14 protein-coding genes are annotated in these 14,003 nt (G+C 63.2%); 9 read left to right on the forward strand and 5 right to left on the reverse strand.

Annotated features, from left to right (window positions below; all coding sequences use genetic code 11):
- Positions 1-33 precede the first annotated feature (33 nt).
- Entirely contained in the window at positions 34-657 is a 624-nt protein-coding gene (locus RFN28_RS11215; RefSeq protein WP_320287401.1) for a J domain-containing protein, read from the reverse strand.
- Positions 658-793: 136 nt separating this feature from the next.
- On the opposite strand from RFN28_RS11215, the gene RFN28_RS11220 reads away from it, so the two are divergent.
- Positions 794-1,096 (forward strand): BolA family protein, encoded by a 303-nt coding sequence (locus RFN28_RS11220; RefSeq protein WP_320287402.1) that lies wholly within the window; start codon positions 794-796, stop codon positions 1,094-1,096.
- Position 1,097: 1 nt separating this feature from the next.
- On the opposite strand, the gene RFN28_RS11225 is transcribed toward RFN28_RS11220, so the two are convergent.
- Positions 1,098-1,910 (reverse strand): alpha/beta hydrolase, encoded by an 813-nt coding sequence (locus tag RFN28_RS11225; RefSeq protein ID WP_320287403.1) that lies wholly within the window; start codon positions 1,908-1,910, stop codon positions 1,098-1,100.
- Positions 1,911-2,186: 276 nt separating this feature from the next.
- On the opposite strand from RFN28_RS11225, the gene RFN28_RS11230 reads away from it, so the two are divergent.
- Genes RFN28_RS11230 through RFN28_RS11240 form a run of 3 tightly spaced genes read left to right on the forward strand, consistent with a single transcriptional unit; the run spans position 2,187 to position 7,041 of the window.
- Positions 2,187-4,136 carry a PrkA family serine protein kinase gene (locus RFN28_RS11230; protein WP_320287404.1) on the forward strand — a complete coding sequence of 650 codons (1,950 nt, stop codon included), beginning with the start codon at positions 2,187-2,189 and terminating at the stop codon, positions 4,134-4,136.
- A gap of 19 nt (positions 4,137-4,155) precedes the next feature.
- Positions 4,156-5,469, forward strand: a complete 1,314-nt coding sequence (locus RFN28_RS11235; RefSeq protein WP_320287405.1) for a YeaH/YhbH family protein — start codon at positions 4,156-4,158, stop codon at positions 5,467-5,469.
- Positions 5,470-5,496: 27 nt separating this feature from the next.
- On the forward strand, positions 5,497-7,041 hold the full coding sequence (locus RFN28_RS11240) for a SpoVR family protein (protein ID WP_320287442.1): 1,545 nt from the start codon (positions 5,497-5,499) through the stop codon (positions 7,039-7,041).
- 232 nt (positions 7,042-7,273) lie between these two features.
- Here the strand turns inward: RFN28_RS11240 and RFN28_RS11245 are convergent, their stop codons facing one another.
- Genes RFN28_RS11245 through RFN28_RS11255 form a run of 3 tightly spaced genes read right to left on the reverse strand, consistent with a single transcriptional unit; the run spans position 7,274 to position 9,896 of the window.
- Positions 7,274-8,167 (reverse strand): HlyC/CorC family transporter, encoded by an 894-nt coding sequence (locus RFN28_RS11245; RefSeq protein WP_320287406.1) that lies wholly within the window; start codon positions 8,165-8,167, stop codon positions 7,274-7,276.
- Entirely contained in the window at positions 8,164-9,285 is a 1,122-nt protein-coding gene (gene aroB / locus RFN28_RS11250; RefSeq protein ID WP_320287407.1) for a 3-dehydroquinate synthase, read from the reverse strand. Before aroB ends, RFN28_RS11245 begins: the two co-directional genes overlap by 4 nt.
- The gene (locus tag RFN28_RS11255) at positions 9,282-9,896 is read right to left on the reverse strand and encodes a shikimate kinase (RefSeq protein ID WP_320287408.1); all 615 of its coding nucleotides are present in this window, start codon (positions 9,894-9,896) and stop codon (positions 9,282-9,284) included. Before RFN28_RS11255 ends, aroB begins: the two co-directional genes overlap by 4 nt.
- A gap of 194 nt (positions 9,897-10,090) precedes the next feature.
- Here RFN28_RS11255 and RFN28_RS11260 point away from each other — a divergent pair, with 194 nt between their 5' ends.
- From RFN28_RS11260 to RFN28_RS11280, 5 genes are all read left to right on the forward strand, one after another.
- On the forward strand, positions 10,091-10,243 hold the full coding sequence (locus RFN28_RS11260; protein ID WP_040989318.1) for a hypothetical protein: 153 nt from the start codon (positions 10,091-10,093) through the stop codon (positions 10,241-10,243).
- Between the two features lie 24 nt (positions 10,244-10,267).
- Positions 10,268-11,182 carry a site-specific tyrosine recombinase XerD gene (locus tag RFN28_RS11265; RefSeq protein ID WP_320287409.1) on the forward strand — a complete coding sequence of 305 codons (915 nt, stop codon included), beginning with the start codon at positions 10,268-10,270 and terminating at the stop codon, positions 11,180-11,182.
- Between the two features lie 99 nt (positions 11,183-11,281).
- Entirely contained in the window at positions 11,282-12,232 is a 951-nt protein-coding gene (locus RFN28_RS11270) for an acetyl-CoA carboxylase carboxyltransferase subunit alpha (protein ID WP_320287410.1), read from the forward strand.
- Positions 12,233-12,441: 209 nt separating this feature from the next.
- The gene (locus RFN28_RS11275; RefSeq protein ID WP_320287411.1) at positions 12,442-13,743 is read left to right on the forward strand and encodes a L,D-transpeptidase family protein; all 1,302 of its coding nucleotides are present in this window, start codon (positions 12,442-12,444) and stop codon (positions 13,741-13,743) included.
- Positions 13,744-13,754: 11 nt separating this feature from the next.
- On the forward strand, positions 13,755-13,991 hold the full coding sequence (locus tag RFN28_RS11280; protein WP_320287412.1) for a sulfurtransferase TusA family protein: 237 nt from the start codon (positions 13,755-13,757) through the stop codon (positions 13,989-13,991).
- Positions 13,992-14,003: the final 12 nt, after the last annotated feature.

The raw sequence follows: 14,003 nt of genomic DNA on the forward strand, positions 1-14,003 counted from the left end.
GAAAGTTGGAAAACGACACGAGCTAACGGTCGCTCAGCACAGCCCTGCCTGCTTGAGCACGCGATAGGCCTGCAGCACATCGCGGAACCGGTCTTCCGAACCTCTGTCGCCGCCATTCGCATCCGGATGGTGGCGCTTGACCAGTTCCTTATAGCGCGCCTTGATTTCCTTGCCAGTCGCCTTTGTATCAAGGCCAAGCGTTTCCAGCGCCTTGGCCTCAAGCGGCTTGGCCTTGCGCTCGCGCGCCTCCCGCGGCCCGCCGCCGAAGAGATTGAAAGGGTCGCGCATGCGGTTGTAGTAGCCGGCGCGGCCCGAACGCAGCTGCGCGAAGTCCGGCGCCGAACGCGCCGCGCCGCCATTGATACCCATGCGCCAGGTCGGCCGGTGGCCGGTCAGTGCCTCCTTCTGGAAGCGGGCGATCTCGCTGTCCGACACGCCCGAGAAGTAGTTGAAACCCTTGTTGTATTCGCGCACATGCTCGAAGCAGAAGCGGAAATACTCGCCCTCCTTCAGGCGTCCGACCGGCGCGCGATGCGTGCCGGCCTCGTTGCAACCGTCCCACTGGCAGATCGGCGCGCGCGACTTCAGCTCCGCGTCCTTTTCCGGCCGGATGCGGATTTTCTCGAAATATTTGGGATACGGTTTCATCTCACCCATTTATGGGCTGTTCGCCAGTGCGAAACAAGAATTGACATTTTGCCGATGATCGCCCTAACCGCTGAATCGCGGCTTAAAAGCGGTCGAAAATGCAGATTTTGCGGCGGTGCCGCAGATGTGGTGAAGGGAAGCTCGAATGTCCATACAGGCGACGATGGAAAGCAAGCTGAAGGCGGCATTTTCACCGGAAAGGCTCACCGTCATCAACGAAAGCCATCTTCACGCCGGTCATCACCACGTCGAGCACGGTCACGAGGCCGTCTTCGACGGCACCAGCGAGACGCATTTCCGCATCCGCATCGTCTCGCCGAACTTTGCCGGCATGAGCCGCATCGACCGCCACCGCGCCGTCAACCAGCTGCTCGCCGACGAGCTGAAAGCCGGCGTGCATGCGCTGGCGATCGAGCCTGCCGCGCCCGGCGAACGGACGAGCTGGTAGTTCACACGACCGTCGCCCTCAGGAAAGCCATCACAGCGACGGTCAGCGCATCGCCCTCCTCGCCGAAGCGGCGATTGATCGCCAAATGCGAATAGGCGCTGCCGTCGAACAGCGTGACCTTGGTACCGCCCGCCCGCAGCCGGTCCGCGAATTGATGCGCAGCGGCCGCGCGGATCGGCGAGTTCGAATAGGCGACGAAGACGGGCGCATGCTTGGCCGCCCCGACATAAGTCGCCGGCGAGAGCGCCCGCCACTGGCTCGGATCGGAAAATGCCTGCGCGTAGACCGGCCGCAACCTGCCGCCCTGCGCCTTGGCCAGGGCCTCGATGTCATAGGCTTCGGTGTCGTCGAGCACCAGCGCGGCGACGCCGGGCAAGCCGCCGCGAAGCCCGGTCAGCGCCGCGAGATGACAGCCGGCCGAATGGCCCATGACCGCGATGCGGTCCGGATCGCCGCCATAGGCGGCAATGTTGGCGCGCACATAGGCATAAGCCTTCTCGACGTCGCTTGCCTGGGTGGCGACATCGGCCTCAGGCAGCATGCGATAGTCGATCGAGACGAATACGAAGCCGTTGTCGAGCAGAAAGGCCGGCTTGGCGTTGACGTTCTTGCGGTTGCCGATCCGCCAGGCGCCGCCATGAATGAAGAAGACGACAGGCCGCCCCGTGACGCCGTCGCGCGCATAGACATCGAGCTTGGCCGGCCCGTAGTCGAGCGTCTGTGGCGCCGGCTGGCTCGGGCGCCAGGCTGCCGATGCGCCAGCCGGCAGCATCGCCGCCATGGATGCCATGATGAAGCTGCGTCGATCGATCATCACCACCTCCGGCCGCTTTGCGGCGACAGAGTGCGCTCAGTTACGGATCAATAATGGCGACATGCGGACACAACACCAAATCCACCCTTGAAGGCGCGCCGGCAATCACCACGTAACTGTCAGGCGGGGGCATTTTCGGCCAGATCGGGTGCCCTCCCGGAGGTCATTGCCGGATTGTTAAGTTCTCGTTCATGTGAAGGGAACCACAATGCTTTCCGGCAGTTGAAGTATGATGAGCCGACTGGCAACCAGAACGGGCTCTGAGAGCAAAACACCATGCGCGAGAACCAATCCGACGTCTTCGATCTGTTTTCGGAGATTTACGCCAACGCGGCTCAGGAAGAGATCAGTCTCCAGCAATATCTGCTCGCCTGCCGCGAGGACAAATCCATGTATGCCTCGGCACCTGAACGGATGGTCGAGGCGATCGGCGAGCCCAACCTTGTCGATACCAGCAAGGACGAGCGGCTCGGGCGCATTTTCTCGAACCGCACGATCAAGATCTACCCCTCCTTCTCCGACTTCTACGGGATGGAGGATACGATCGAGCGCATCGCCGGATATTTCCGCTACGCCTCGCAGGGGCTGGAGGAGCGCAAGCAGATCCTCTACCTGCTCGGCCCAGTCGGCGGCGGCAAGTCCTCGCTCGCCGAACGGCTGAAGAAGCTGATGGAGCAGCGCCCGATCTACACGCTGAAGGTCGGCAGCCAGATCAGCCCGATTTTCGAATCGCCGCTCGGCCTTTTTCATCCCGACCGGATGGGGGATCTGCTGGAGGATAAATACGGGATTGCCCGCCGCCGCCTGAACGGGCTCATCTCGCCTTGGGCGGCCAAGCGCCTGGACGAGCTTTCCGGCGACATTTCCAAATTCAGCGTCGTCAAATTGTCGCCGTCGCGGCTGCGCCAGATCGCCATCGCCAAGACCGAGCCTGGCGACGAGAACAATCAGGATGTCTCGGCGCTGGTCGGCAAGGTCGACATCAGGCAATTGGAACACTTCAGCCAGTCCGACCCGGATGCCTATTCCTACAGCGGCGGCCTGAACCGGACCACGCAGGGCCTGCTCGAGTTCGTCGAGATGTTCAAGGCGCCCATCAAGGTCCTGCATCCGTTGCTGACGGCAACCCAGGAAGGCAGCTACAACGGCACCGAGAATTTCGGCGCCTTCCCCTACCAGGGCATCGTCGTTGCCCACTCCAACGAATCGGAATGGCAGCAATTCAAGAACAACAAGAACAATGAGGCCTTTCTCGACCGCATCCTCGTGGTCAAGGTTCCCTACTGCCTGCGCATCACCGAAGAAAGGCAGATTTACGAAAAGCTGCTGCGCGAGAGCGATCTGGCGAACAGTCCCTGCGCGCCTGAGGTGCTGGACATTCTCAGCCGCTTCACCGTCTCGACCCGCCTTGCCGAGCACGACAATTCGCCGCTCTACACCAAGATGCGCGCCTATGACGGCGAGAATCTCAAGGAGGTCGACCCGAAGGCGAGGTCGGTCCAGGAGTACCGCGATGCCGCCGGCGTCGACGAAGGCATGACAGGGGTCAGTACGCGCTTCGCCTTCAAGATCCTGTCGCAGACTTTCAACTACGACACCAAGGAGGTCGCCGCCGACCCGGTGCATCTGATTTACATCCTCGAGGAGGCGATCAAGCGCGAGCAATTCCCGAAGGAGACGGAAGCCGCCTATCTCGAGTTCATCAAATCCGAGCTCGCGACGCGCTACGCCGAGTTCATCGGCCACGAGATCCAGAAGGCCTATCTGGAATCCTACAGCGAATACGGCCAGAACCTCTTCGACCGCTACATCGCCTACGCCGATGCCTGGATCGAGGATCAGGATTACAAGGACCCCGATACGGGGCAGATCCTCAATCGCGAGGTTCTGGACAAGGAATTGTCGCAGGTCGAAAAGCCGGCCGGCATCGCCAATCCCAAGGATTTCCGCAACGAAGTGGTCAAATTCACACTGCGCGCCCGGGCGCGCAACCATGGCCGCAACCCATCCTGGACGAGTTATGAAAAGCTTCGCGAGGTCATCGAGAAGCGCATGTTCGGCCAGGTCGAGGATCTGTTGCCGGTGATCAGTTTCGGCTCCAAGCAGGACAGCGTCACCGAGAAGCGGCACAATGAATTCGTGCAGCGGATGGTGGAGCGCGGCTATACTCAGCGGCAGGTGCGCCGGCTGGTCGACTGGTACATGCGCGTGAACAAGGCCGGTTGAGCAAAGCCGGAACGGTTCCATGCCGATCTTCATCGACCGCCGCCTGAATCCGAAGGACAAGAGCCTGGGCAACCGTCAGCGCTTCCTCAGGCGCGCCCGGGAAGAACTCAAGCGCAGCATCCGCGACCACGTCCGCACGGGCCGCATCGACGAGATTGACCGGGAGCATACCGTGCCGATGCCCCGCAAGGGCACCAGCGAACCGACCTTCAGCGACGCCAAGGATAGCGGCCGGCGCCAGCATATCCTGCCCGGCAACAAGACGTTCACTGCCGGCGACCTGATCCCCAAGCCTAGCGGCGGGGGCGGCGCCGGCTCCTCGGGTCCGGGAAGCATGGAATCCGAGGATGACTTCCGCTTCGTGCTGTCACGAGAGGAAGTGCTCGACCTCTTCTTCGAGGATCTCGAACTACCCGATCTGGTCAAGCTCAATCTCAAGCAGATACTGAGCTTCAAGCCAAGACGGGCTGGCTTCACCGCAAGCGGAACGCCGACCAACATCAATGTCGGGCGCACGATGCGACACAGCCACGGGCGCCGCATCGCGCTTAAACGACCCAAGCAGGAGGAAGTGGACGTCATCGCCCGGCAGATCGCCGAGCTGGAGTCGAAGCCGCCAGACACGGTAATACGCGAACACATCGTCGCTCTGCGCGAGGAACTTGACCGGCTTGAGCGCCGGCGTAGGCGGATTGCCTATGTCGATCCGGTCGACATCCGTTTCAACCGCTTCGATCCGCAGCCGATACCGAATGCCAGCGCCGTCATGTTCTGCCTGATGGACGTGTCGGGATCGATGGGAGAGCGCGAGAAGGATCTGGCCAAGCGCTTCTTCGTGCTGCTGCATCTGTTCCTGACGCGGCGCTACGAGAGGACGGACATCGTTTTTATTCGCCACACCCATGAGGCCAAGGAGGTGGACGAGCATACCTTCTTCTATCACACCGAGAGCGGCGGCACGGTCGTTTCCACGGCACTCGAGGAAATGTACCGCATCATCGAGAAACGCTATCCGGTCGCCGAATGGAACATCTACGCCGCCCAGGCTTCCGACGGCGACAATTTCGCCACCGACTCGGAGCGCTGTATAGAACTGCTCGACGGCAAGCTTATGCGGCTTTGCCAGTATTTTGCCTATGTGGAGATCATCGACGAACGGGAAAGCCACATTTTCGGCACGACCGAAAACGGGACGACGCTTTGGCGCGCCTACAGCGAGGTCGACGAGAAGTGGCCGAACTTCCAGATAAGGCGCATCGCTGCTCCGGCCGATATCTACCCGGTCTTTCGCGAGCTCTTCGCCAGGCAGCCAGCCCTGCGTAAGAACGCGTGAGGACGTAGGTCGATGGGACGTGGACCGATGGTCAGTCAGGCGCGCAAATCCGAACTGCTTTTTTCCGGGTCGGACTGGGATTTCAGGAAGCTGGCGCGGGTCTATGACGAGATCGAGGCGATCGGAACCGAAGAGCTTCGCCTCGACATCTACCCGGTGCAGATGGAGGTCATTTCCTCCGAGCAGATGCTCGATGCCTATTCGTCGGTCGGCATGCCGCTGATGTATCGGCACTGGTCGTTCGGCAAGCACTTCCTCTACAACGAGCTGCTTTACCGCAAGGGCGCGCGGGGACTGGCCTATGAGCTGGTCATCAACTCCAATCCCTGCATCGTCTATCTCATGGAAGAAAACACCATGGCCCTGCAGGCCCTGGTGACAGCCCATGCCGCGCTTGGGCACAACCATTTCTTTAAGAACAATCATCTCTTTCGGCAGTGGACGGACGCCGGAGGCATCCTGAGCTATCTGGATTTTGCCAAGAGCTACATAACCCACTGCGAGGAACGGCATGGCCTTGCCGCCGTGGAGGCGGTCCTCGATTCCGCCCACGCGCTGATGGAACAGGGCGTGTTCCGCTATCACCGGCCGCCGAAGCTGTCATCGGAGCAGCAGCGCGAAGGGCTTCGCGAGCGCCTCGAATACGAGGAGCGGTCCTACAACGATTTGTGGCGCACGCTGCCTCCTTCGCCTGAGACCGGCAAGACTGAAACAAGCGGTGACGCCGCGGCCGAGCGGAAGAAGTCGCTCAATCTGCCGGAGGAGAACCTGCTCTATTTCCTCGAGAAGAACAGTCTCGTCCTCGAGCCTTGGCAACGCGAAATCGTCAGGATCGTCCGTGTCATAGCGCAATATTTCTATCCGCAGCGGCAGACCCAGGTGATGAACGAGGGCTGCGCCACCTTCGTGCACTACACGATCATGAACATGCTTTTCGACCGTGGCCGCATCAGCGAAGGCGCCATGATCGAGATCTTGCGCAATCATTCCAATGTGATCTTCCAGCCGGCCTTCGACGATCCGCGTTTTTCGGGCATCAACCCCTATGCTCTCGGTCTCGACATGATGCAGGACATCCAGCGTATCTCGACCGAACCGACCGCGGAGGACCGCGACTGGTTTCCCGACATCGCCGGTCGTGGCGACTGGCGCGACACCTTGCTCGACGCCTGGGCCAACCACCGCGACGAATCCTTCATCCGGCAATATCTGAGCCCGGCCCTGATCCGGAAATGGCGGCTCTTCGTGCTGGCCGACACCGCCGACGAACCGCACTACCAGGTCGCTTCGATCCATAATGAGCGCGGCTATAGCAAGATCCGGTCCGCGCTGGCCCAAAGCTACGACGTGGGGGCGAGCCGGCCCGACATCCAGGTGGTGGACGTGGACCTTTTAGGCGACCGCCATCTGCGGCTTCGGCACACGGTGAAGGACGGCATCATGCTCGAGGGCGAAAGTCGCGACGCGACCCTGCGCCATATCCGAAGCCTGTGGGGCTACGACGTGAGCCTCGCGTCAATCGACGGCGAAACCGGCGCGATGCTCAGCGAGCGCTCGACAAAAGAACTTTGAGATCGGAGGCCAGGCTCCGCCTAAGGTGTGTTGAGATTCAGGTCAGGCAACGCCGAGAATGGTGGTTTCCGAGAGCCGGAGCGGAGCGTGCTTGAAGTAAGTGAGCACCGGCCTACGCCGGCCGTAGCCTTGATTTAACTTCTACGCCACTCTTGAGTGCTTCGGCCGGCGAAGGCCGGAAGAGCAGGAAGCCGCCATTTGCAGGCCGGCATCACCTGAATATCAACACAGCTTAGCCTTGGCTTTCGCCGGCGGGCCTGATCCTGAGCCTCGCGATGCGGTTCTTGTCGCGCTTCATCACCACGAAGCGCATGCCGTGGAAGGTGAAGGCCTGCTTTTCCTCAGGGATCGTCTGTGTCTCATGGATGACGAGGCCGGCGATCGTCGTCGCCTCCTCGTCCGGCAGGTCCCAGTCGAGCGCACGATTGAGGTCGCGGATCGGCACCGTACCGTCGACGACGACCGAGCCGTCCGCCTCCTGCTTGACGCCCTGCATGTCGACATCGTGCTCGTCGGCGATCTCGCCGACGATCTCCTCGATGATGTCTTCCAGCGTCACCAGCCCTTCCACCTCGCCATATTCGTCGACGACGATGGCGAAATGCGCCTTGCGGCGCAGGAAGGCGTTGAGCTGGTCCTGCAAGGTGGTTGTGTCGGGCACGAACCATGGCTTCGACGCGATTTTTGTAACGTCGATCTTGGAAAAGTCGTTGCCGACCTCGTTGAGCGCCCTCAGCAGATCCTTGGCGTGCAGCACGCCGACGATGTTGTCGAGCGAGCCTTTCCAGAGCGGCATGCGGGTGTGCGGGCTCTGCAGGATCTCGCGCACCACCATTTCGGGCGGATCGTCGGCATTGACCGAGCGCATGTTGGTGCGATGGACCATGACATCCGACACTTCGAGCTCCTCGAGATCGAAGAGCTCGCCCAGCCTGTCGCGGTCCTCGCGCGCCTGCCCGCTGCGGCGGAAGTCGTCGCCATCTTCGTCCGACTCGTCATCGTCGTCATCAGGCTGGATCGGCTGCAGCGTGTGGCCGAAAGCGGCAAGCAGGCGCGTGCGGAACAGCAGCGCCAGCATCATGACGGTGGCGAGGACGGCTGCGACGATCCAGCCGGCGTTGCTCATCCCGGATGGCTCGCCTTGAGGAAGGACAGCACTTCCGAGGGTGGCACGTCCTTGGCGATGAAGGCCTGGCCGATGCCGCGCGTCAGGATGAAGGTGAGCGCGCCGCGCGACACCTTCTTGTCCTGGGTGATGAAGCCGAGCAGCGCCTCGGCGTCCGGCAGATCGCCGGGAATATCGGCCATGCGCCAGGGCAGGCCGACGGCGCGTAGATGCGCCTCCACGCGCTCCGCATCGTCCGGGCTCGCCAGATTGAGGCGCGACGAGAAGCGGTGCGCCAGCGCCATGCCGATGGCGACGCCCTCGCCGTGGACGAGGCGGGCGCCGTCGTAATTCGTGGCGGCCTCGAGCGCGTGGCCGAATGTATGGCCGAGGTTGAGCAGCGCGCGGTCGCCGGTCTCGAACTCGTCGCGGGCGACAACATCGGCCTTGGCTCGGCAGGCCTCGGCGATGGCTTCGGTCCGCTCCGGGCCGCCGGCGAACACTTTTTGCCAATTCTCCTCCAGCCAGGCAAAGAAGGCTGGGCGATCGATCAGCCCGTATTTGGCGAGCTCGGCATAACCGGCGCGGAACTCGCGGATCGGCAGCGTGTCGAGCACGCCGGTGTCGGCAAGCACCAGCTTTGGCTGGTTGAAGACGCCGACCAGGTTCTTGCCGCGGGCGCTGTTGATGCCGGTCTTGCCGCCGACGGAAGAGTCGACCTGCGCCAGCAGCGAGGTCGGCACCTGCACGAAATTCATGCCGCGCCGCACGATGCCGGCGGCGAAGCCGGCAAGGTCGCCGATGACGCCGCCGCCGAGCGCCACGACGACATCGCGGCGTTCGAGCCTGGCGGCGAGCACGCCGTCAACCACCTCTTCGAGATGGGCGAAGCTCTTGGTCTTTTCGCCGGCCGGCAGCGTGATGACGGCCGTCTGGATGCCGCCCTTGTCGAGGCCCGCCTTCAGCGTGTCGAGATGCGCGGCGGCGACGTTGTCGTCGGTGACGATGGCGGCGCGGGTGCCGGGAAGTCGGCTCGCGATTTCCCTTCCGGTGCTGGAAAGCAGGCCGGGGCCGATCAGAATGTCGTAGGCGCGATCGCCGAGCCCAACCTCGACCTTCACCGGTTCGGGATCAATCACGGTTCCACCTCGTCGTCGCTGGTAGCGATCGCGGCGATCCCCAGATAGGAACAAAGCGCGCACACCACCTCGCCGGCGATGACCTCCTTGCGGTCGTCGCGGGTCGCAACCGTGATGTCGGCCGTGGCATAGACCGGATAGCGCTCGCCCATCAGCTTCTCCAGCACGCCGCGCGGATCGGGATTTTTCAACAGAGGCCGGTTCTGCTTCTTCGAAACCCGCTCCATCAGGAGATCGAGATCGGCCTTCAGCCAGACCGAGACGCCGTGACCGGCGATCGCCTCGCGCGTCTGCGCGTTCATGAAGGCGCCGCCGCCGGTCGAAAGCACCTGCGGACCGTTCTCGAGCAGACGCAGAATCACCCGCTGCTCCAGCGCCCGGAACTCGGGCTCGCCATAGCGCTCGAACAGCTCCGGCACGGTCATGCGTGAAACGCTCTCGATCTCCTGGTCGCTGTCGGTGAAGGGCAGCGAAAGCATCGCCGCCACCTTGCGGCCGATCGCCGTCTTGCCGGCGCCCATCAGGCCGACAAACACGATCGAGCGGCTGCCCAGTCGATCGAGCAGCGCGACACGACCTTCGTCCGGCGGATTTGCTGGTAGCGCGTTCATGCGGAACCCTTCTTTGCGCCGTATCGACATCAAAAGCCTGTTTGCGTCAAGCACGGCGCCGCAAGCGGCCGGATCGCGCGGCTTTCCAACGGAACCTTCGCCGGCGAAATCCTTCGTCCTTGAATTGCCCGGATTGGCGTCCCATAAGGGCACAGGGTTTGGAAACGCAGGACAAGAAGACGGGCGAAAGCTGAATGCCGACATTGTTTCGCTTTGTCGTGACGCTGGCGGTTCTTGCAGGCATTGCCTATGGCGCGATGTTCGCGCTGGCGATGTTCGTGGAGCCGAAGAAAGCGGAAATGAGCGTGCGCATTCCCGCCGAAAAGCTCAATCCAAAGAAGAACTAACCAGGGAAAACCGACCCCGGCGATATGAACAGCGCGGCCCGCATCGAAGCCTTTCTGGAGATGATGAGCGCCGAGCGGGGGGCGGCGGAAAACACGCTTTCCTCCTACCGCCGCGACCTGGAGGACGCTTCCGCCGCGATTCGCGGCGGGCTGGCGCAAGCGGGCGTCGCCGACATCCGGGCCTATCTCGACGATATCGCAGCGCGCGGCTTCGCGCCGACCTCGCAGGCGCGCAAGCTGTCGGCGATCCGCCAGTTCTTCAAATTCCTCTATGCGGAAGGCCTGCGCGGCGACGACCCGACCGGCACGCTGGACAGCCCGAGGAAAGGCCGCCCGCTGCCGAAGACGATGACCGAGGCCGAGACCGGCCGCCTGCTCGACCGCGCGACCGAGGAGGCGGGCGCTGCCGCGCCTGACGGCGATAGAATGGCGGCGCTGCGCCTGCATGCGCTGGTCGAGGTGCTTTATGCCACGGGCCTGCGCGTTTCCGAGCTCGTCGGCCTGCCGGTGACGGTGGCGCAGCGCGACGACCGCTTCTTCATGGTGCGCGGCAAGGGCGACAAGGAGCGCATGGTGCCGCTGTCGGTGAAGGCGCGCGCGGCGATGCGGGCATGGCTTTCGGAACGGGCAGCCAGGCCGGCCTTTGCCGACAGCCCCTATCTGTTTCCGGCTGCTTCCGACAGCGGGCATCTCTCCCGGCAGGTTTTCGCCCGCGATCTCAAAGGCCTGGCGGCCCGGGCCGGTATCGCTTCGGCCAAGATCTCGCCGCATGTGCTGCGCCATGCCTTCGCCAGCCATCTCTTACAGAACGGTGCCGATCTTCGGGCCGTGCAGCAGCTGCTTGGCCACGCCGATATCTCCACCACGCAGATCTATACCCATGTGCTGGAGGAGCGGCTGGTGCGGCTGGTCAACGATCATCACCCGCTTGCCGACTAGGCCTCATATCGCTATGTGAGGGCGACGTTCCACCGCCCGGAACCAGCATTTCCAGGGTTCCGCCAGCCATTGCCTTCCGACGGATCGGTCCGCTCAAGCATGTATAATTACCTCGATTTCGAAAAGCCGGTGCAGGATCTGGAGCTCAAGATCCTCGAGCTGAAGAAGCTCGCGGAGAACGGCGAGGCGGTCGATGTCGCCGACGAGATCAACAGGCTGGAGAAGCGCTCGCGCGATGCGCTGCGCGACCTCTACAAGGCGCTGACCCCGTGGCAGAAGGTGCAGGTCGCGCGCCATCCCGACAGGCCGCATTGCGTCGACTACATCAAGGGCCTGTTCAGCGATTTCACGCCTTTGGCCGGCGACCGCAATTTCGGCGACGACCAGGCGATCGTCGGCGGCTTCGCCCGCTTTCGCGGCGAGCCGGTGGCGGTGATCGGCCAGGAGAAGGGCTCCGACACGGCAAGCCGCATCAAGCACAATTTCGGGTCGGTGCGGCCCGAGGGCTACCGCAAGGCGGTGCGCCTGATGGAACTGGCCGACCGCTTCAAGATCCCGCTTTTGACGCTGGTGGACACCGCCGGCGCCTATCCCGGCGTCGGCGCAGAGGAGCGCGGCCAGGCCGAGGCCATCGCGCGCTCGACCTCGGCTTGCCTGGCGCTCCAGGTGCCGTCGATCTCGGTCGTCATCGGCGAGGGCGGCTCCGGCGGCGCCATCGCGATCGCCACCGCCAACCGCGTCTATATGCTCGAGCATGCCATCTATTCGGTGATCTCGCCGGAGGGCGCGGCCTCGATTCTCTGGCGCGACACCACCCGTTCCAAGGACGCGGCGACCAGCATGAAGATCACCGCCCAGGATCTTCTCGAGATGAAGATCATCGACGCCATCGTTCCCGAGCCGATCGGCGGCGCCCAGCGCGCGCCGGAAACGGTGATTGCCGCCACCGGCGACCTCATTGCCAAGACGATGAAGGACTTTGCCGGCGCCAACACCGATTTCCGCGAGCAGCGCCGCGAGAAATATCTGGCCATGGGTCGCAGCCTCTGACCCGGCCCGGCATTCAACTGTGGCCGGCATGAGCATTTTCGCCACAAAAATGCCGCCGGATTCGGCTCAATGGAATTTGCCGTGAGGGGTTTGCCAAGGCTTGCGGTAAGGAATTTTCAAGGTTAACGGGCTTACGGTCCACTGGTGTTCAGCCTGCGGGCCGACCGCGCCGAAGCCATTGGCCCGAAAGAAAAGACACAGCCTTACCGATGTTTGCCAAGCTTGCCCGCACTGGAGTCCTGATCGCCGCCATCGGCATTGCCGGCTGCAATGATTCGTCGATGAAGGATTTCGCGCCGGAGGCCAACAAGCCGCTGCCGGACAAGATCCTGGCCGACATGAAGGCCAAGGGGATGGTGCGCACCTCCTCGGTGATGGCGCGCATCTTCAAGGAAGAAGGCAAGCTGGAGATCTGGAAGGCCAAGACCAACGGCCGCTACGATCTCGTCGCCAGCTACGACATCTGCAAATGGTCGGGCAAGCTCGGGCCCAAATACACCGAGGGCGACCGCCAGGCGCCGGAGGGCTTTTACACGGTGCGTCCGTCGCAGATGAACCCCCGGTCGCACTACCACCTGTCCTTCAATATAGGCTTCCCCAACGCTTATGACCGCGCCAACGGTCGCACAGGTCAAAACCTGATGGTGCACGGCGCCTGCTCGTCGTCGGGTTGCTACTCGATGACCGACGCGCAGATCGAGCAGATCTATGCTTTCGGCCGCGACGCCTTCGAGGGCGGGCAGACCGAGTTCCAGATCCAGGCCTTCCCGTTCCGCATGACCGCCGCCAATATGGCGCGCTACCGCAACGACCCGAACTACGAGTTCTGGAAGATGCTGAAGGTGGGCTACGACAATTTCGAGATCACCAAGGTGCCGCCGAAGGTCGATGTCTGCGAGAAGCGCTACGTCTTCAACCAGGTGGCGCCAGAAGGCACGACCTTCGATCCGACAGGCCCCTGCCCGACAACAACGCAGCCGGACTCGCTGAAGACAGCCTTTACCGACTACGAGAAGCGCTACGACGCGGCATTCAATGCCGCCATCAAGGGAAGCACGCTGCCGCCCAAGCCGGCCATCGCCGGCATCAAGGAAGCCAGCATCGTTTCCGAATGGTCGAAGCGCCGCGCCCGCGGCGAGCGCGTGCCGATCGAGCCACCCTCGATGAATTCCGACGGCTCGGTGACCGAAACGACGCGCATGGGCCGTATCGATTCCCCGCTCGGCCGCAAGATGGCCGCGCTCGACGCGGAGAAGGAAGCCAAGCGCAAGGCCGAGGAGCAGCGGCTGGCGGCGATCGAGGCGGCCAAGGCCGCCAAGGAAGCTGCCAGGGCGCAGGCGCTGGCCGAGAAGGAAGCCGCCAAGCAGGCTGCCCAGCAGCCGGTGGTCACCGCCGGCGTCGAGGCGGCGGCGCCCGCCCAACCGGCGGCGGAAACACAGCAGGCGGCGAGTGCCGATGAGGGCACGGTCTCGAAGCTGAAGAAGAAGCTGCTCGGCATGTTCGGCGGCTGAGGCCTTTCGCCTTGCCCAGGCCCGCCATTTACGACCTCAAGGGACTGAATTGCCCGTTGCCGGTGCTGAAAGCCCGCAAGCGCCTGGCCGCGATGCGGCCCGGCAGCCGCCTGTGGCTGGAAACCACCGATCCGCTCGCCGTGATCGACATTCCGGCCTTCTGTGCCGATGCCGGCCACCAGTTGATCGAGACGGCCGCGGTCGCCGGCGGCCATCGCTTCCTGGTCGAGCGCGGCGGCGCGGTCTGAGCCATTCCAGCG

It is taken from the genome of Mesorhizobium album (assembly GCF_033977205.1).
GTDB lineage: Bacteria > Pseudomonadota > Alphaproteobacteria > Rhizobiales > Rhizobiaceae > Mesorhizobium > Mesorhizobium album.

Excerpts from the sequence above, each read along its gene's own strand:
- RFN28_RS11215 (WP_320287401.1), bottom strand. The coding sequence starts at position 657 with ATGGGTGAGATGAAACCGTATCCCAAATATTTCGAGAAAATCCGCATC.
- RFN28_RS11220 (WP_320287402.1), top strand. The coding sequence starts at position 794 with ATGTCCATACAGGCGACGATGGAAAGCAAGCTGAAGGCGGCATTTTCA.
- RFN28_RS11225 (WP_320287403.1), bottom strand. The coding sequence starts at position 1,910 with ATGATCGATCGACGCAGCTTCATCATGGCATCCATGGCGGCGATGCTG.
- RFN28_RS11230 (WP_320287404.1), top strand. The coding sequence starts at position 2,187 with ATGCGCGAGAACCAATCCGACGTCTTCGATCTGTTTTCGGAGATTTAC.
- RFN28_RS11235 (WP_320287405.1), top strand. The coding sequence starts at position 4,156 with ATGCCGATCTTCATCGACCGCCGCCTGAATCCGAAGGACAAGAGCCTG.
- RFN28_RS11240 (WP_320287442.1), top strand. The coding sequence starts at position 5,497 with ATGGTCAGTCAGGCGCGCAAATCCGAACTGCTTTTTTCCGGGTCGGAC.
- RFN28_RS11245 (WP_320287406.1), bottom strand. The coding sequence starts at position 8,167 with ATGAGCAACGCCGGCTGGATCGTCGCAGCCGTCCTCGCCACCGTCATG.
- RFN28_RS11255 (WP_320287408.1), bottom strand. The coding sequence starts at position 9,896 with ATGAACGCGCTACCAGCAAATCCGCCGGACGAAGGTCGTGTCGCGCTG.
- RFN28_RS11260 (WP_040989318.1), top strand. The coding sequence starts at position 10,091 with ATGCCGACATTGTTTCGCTTTGTCGTGACGCTGGCGGTTCTTGCAGGC.
- RFN28_RS11265 (WP_320287409.1), top strand. The coding sequence starts at position 10,268 with ATGAACAGCGCGGCCCGCATCGAAGCCTTTCTGGAGATGATGAGCGCC.
- RFN28_RS11270 (WP_320287410.1), top strand. The coding sequence starts at position 11,282 with ATGTATAATTACCTCGATTTCGAAAAGCCGGTGCAGGATCTGGAGCTC.
- RFN28_RS11275 (WP_320287411.1), top strand. The coding sequence starts at position 12,442 with ATGTTTGCCAAGCTTGCCCGCACTGGAGTCCTGATCGCCGCCATCGGC.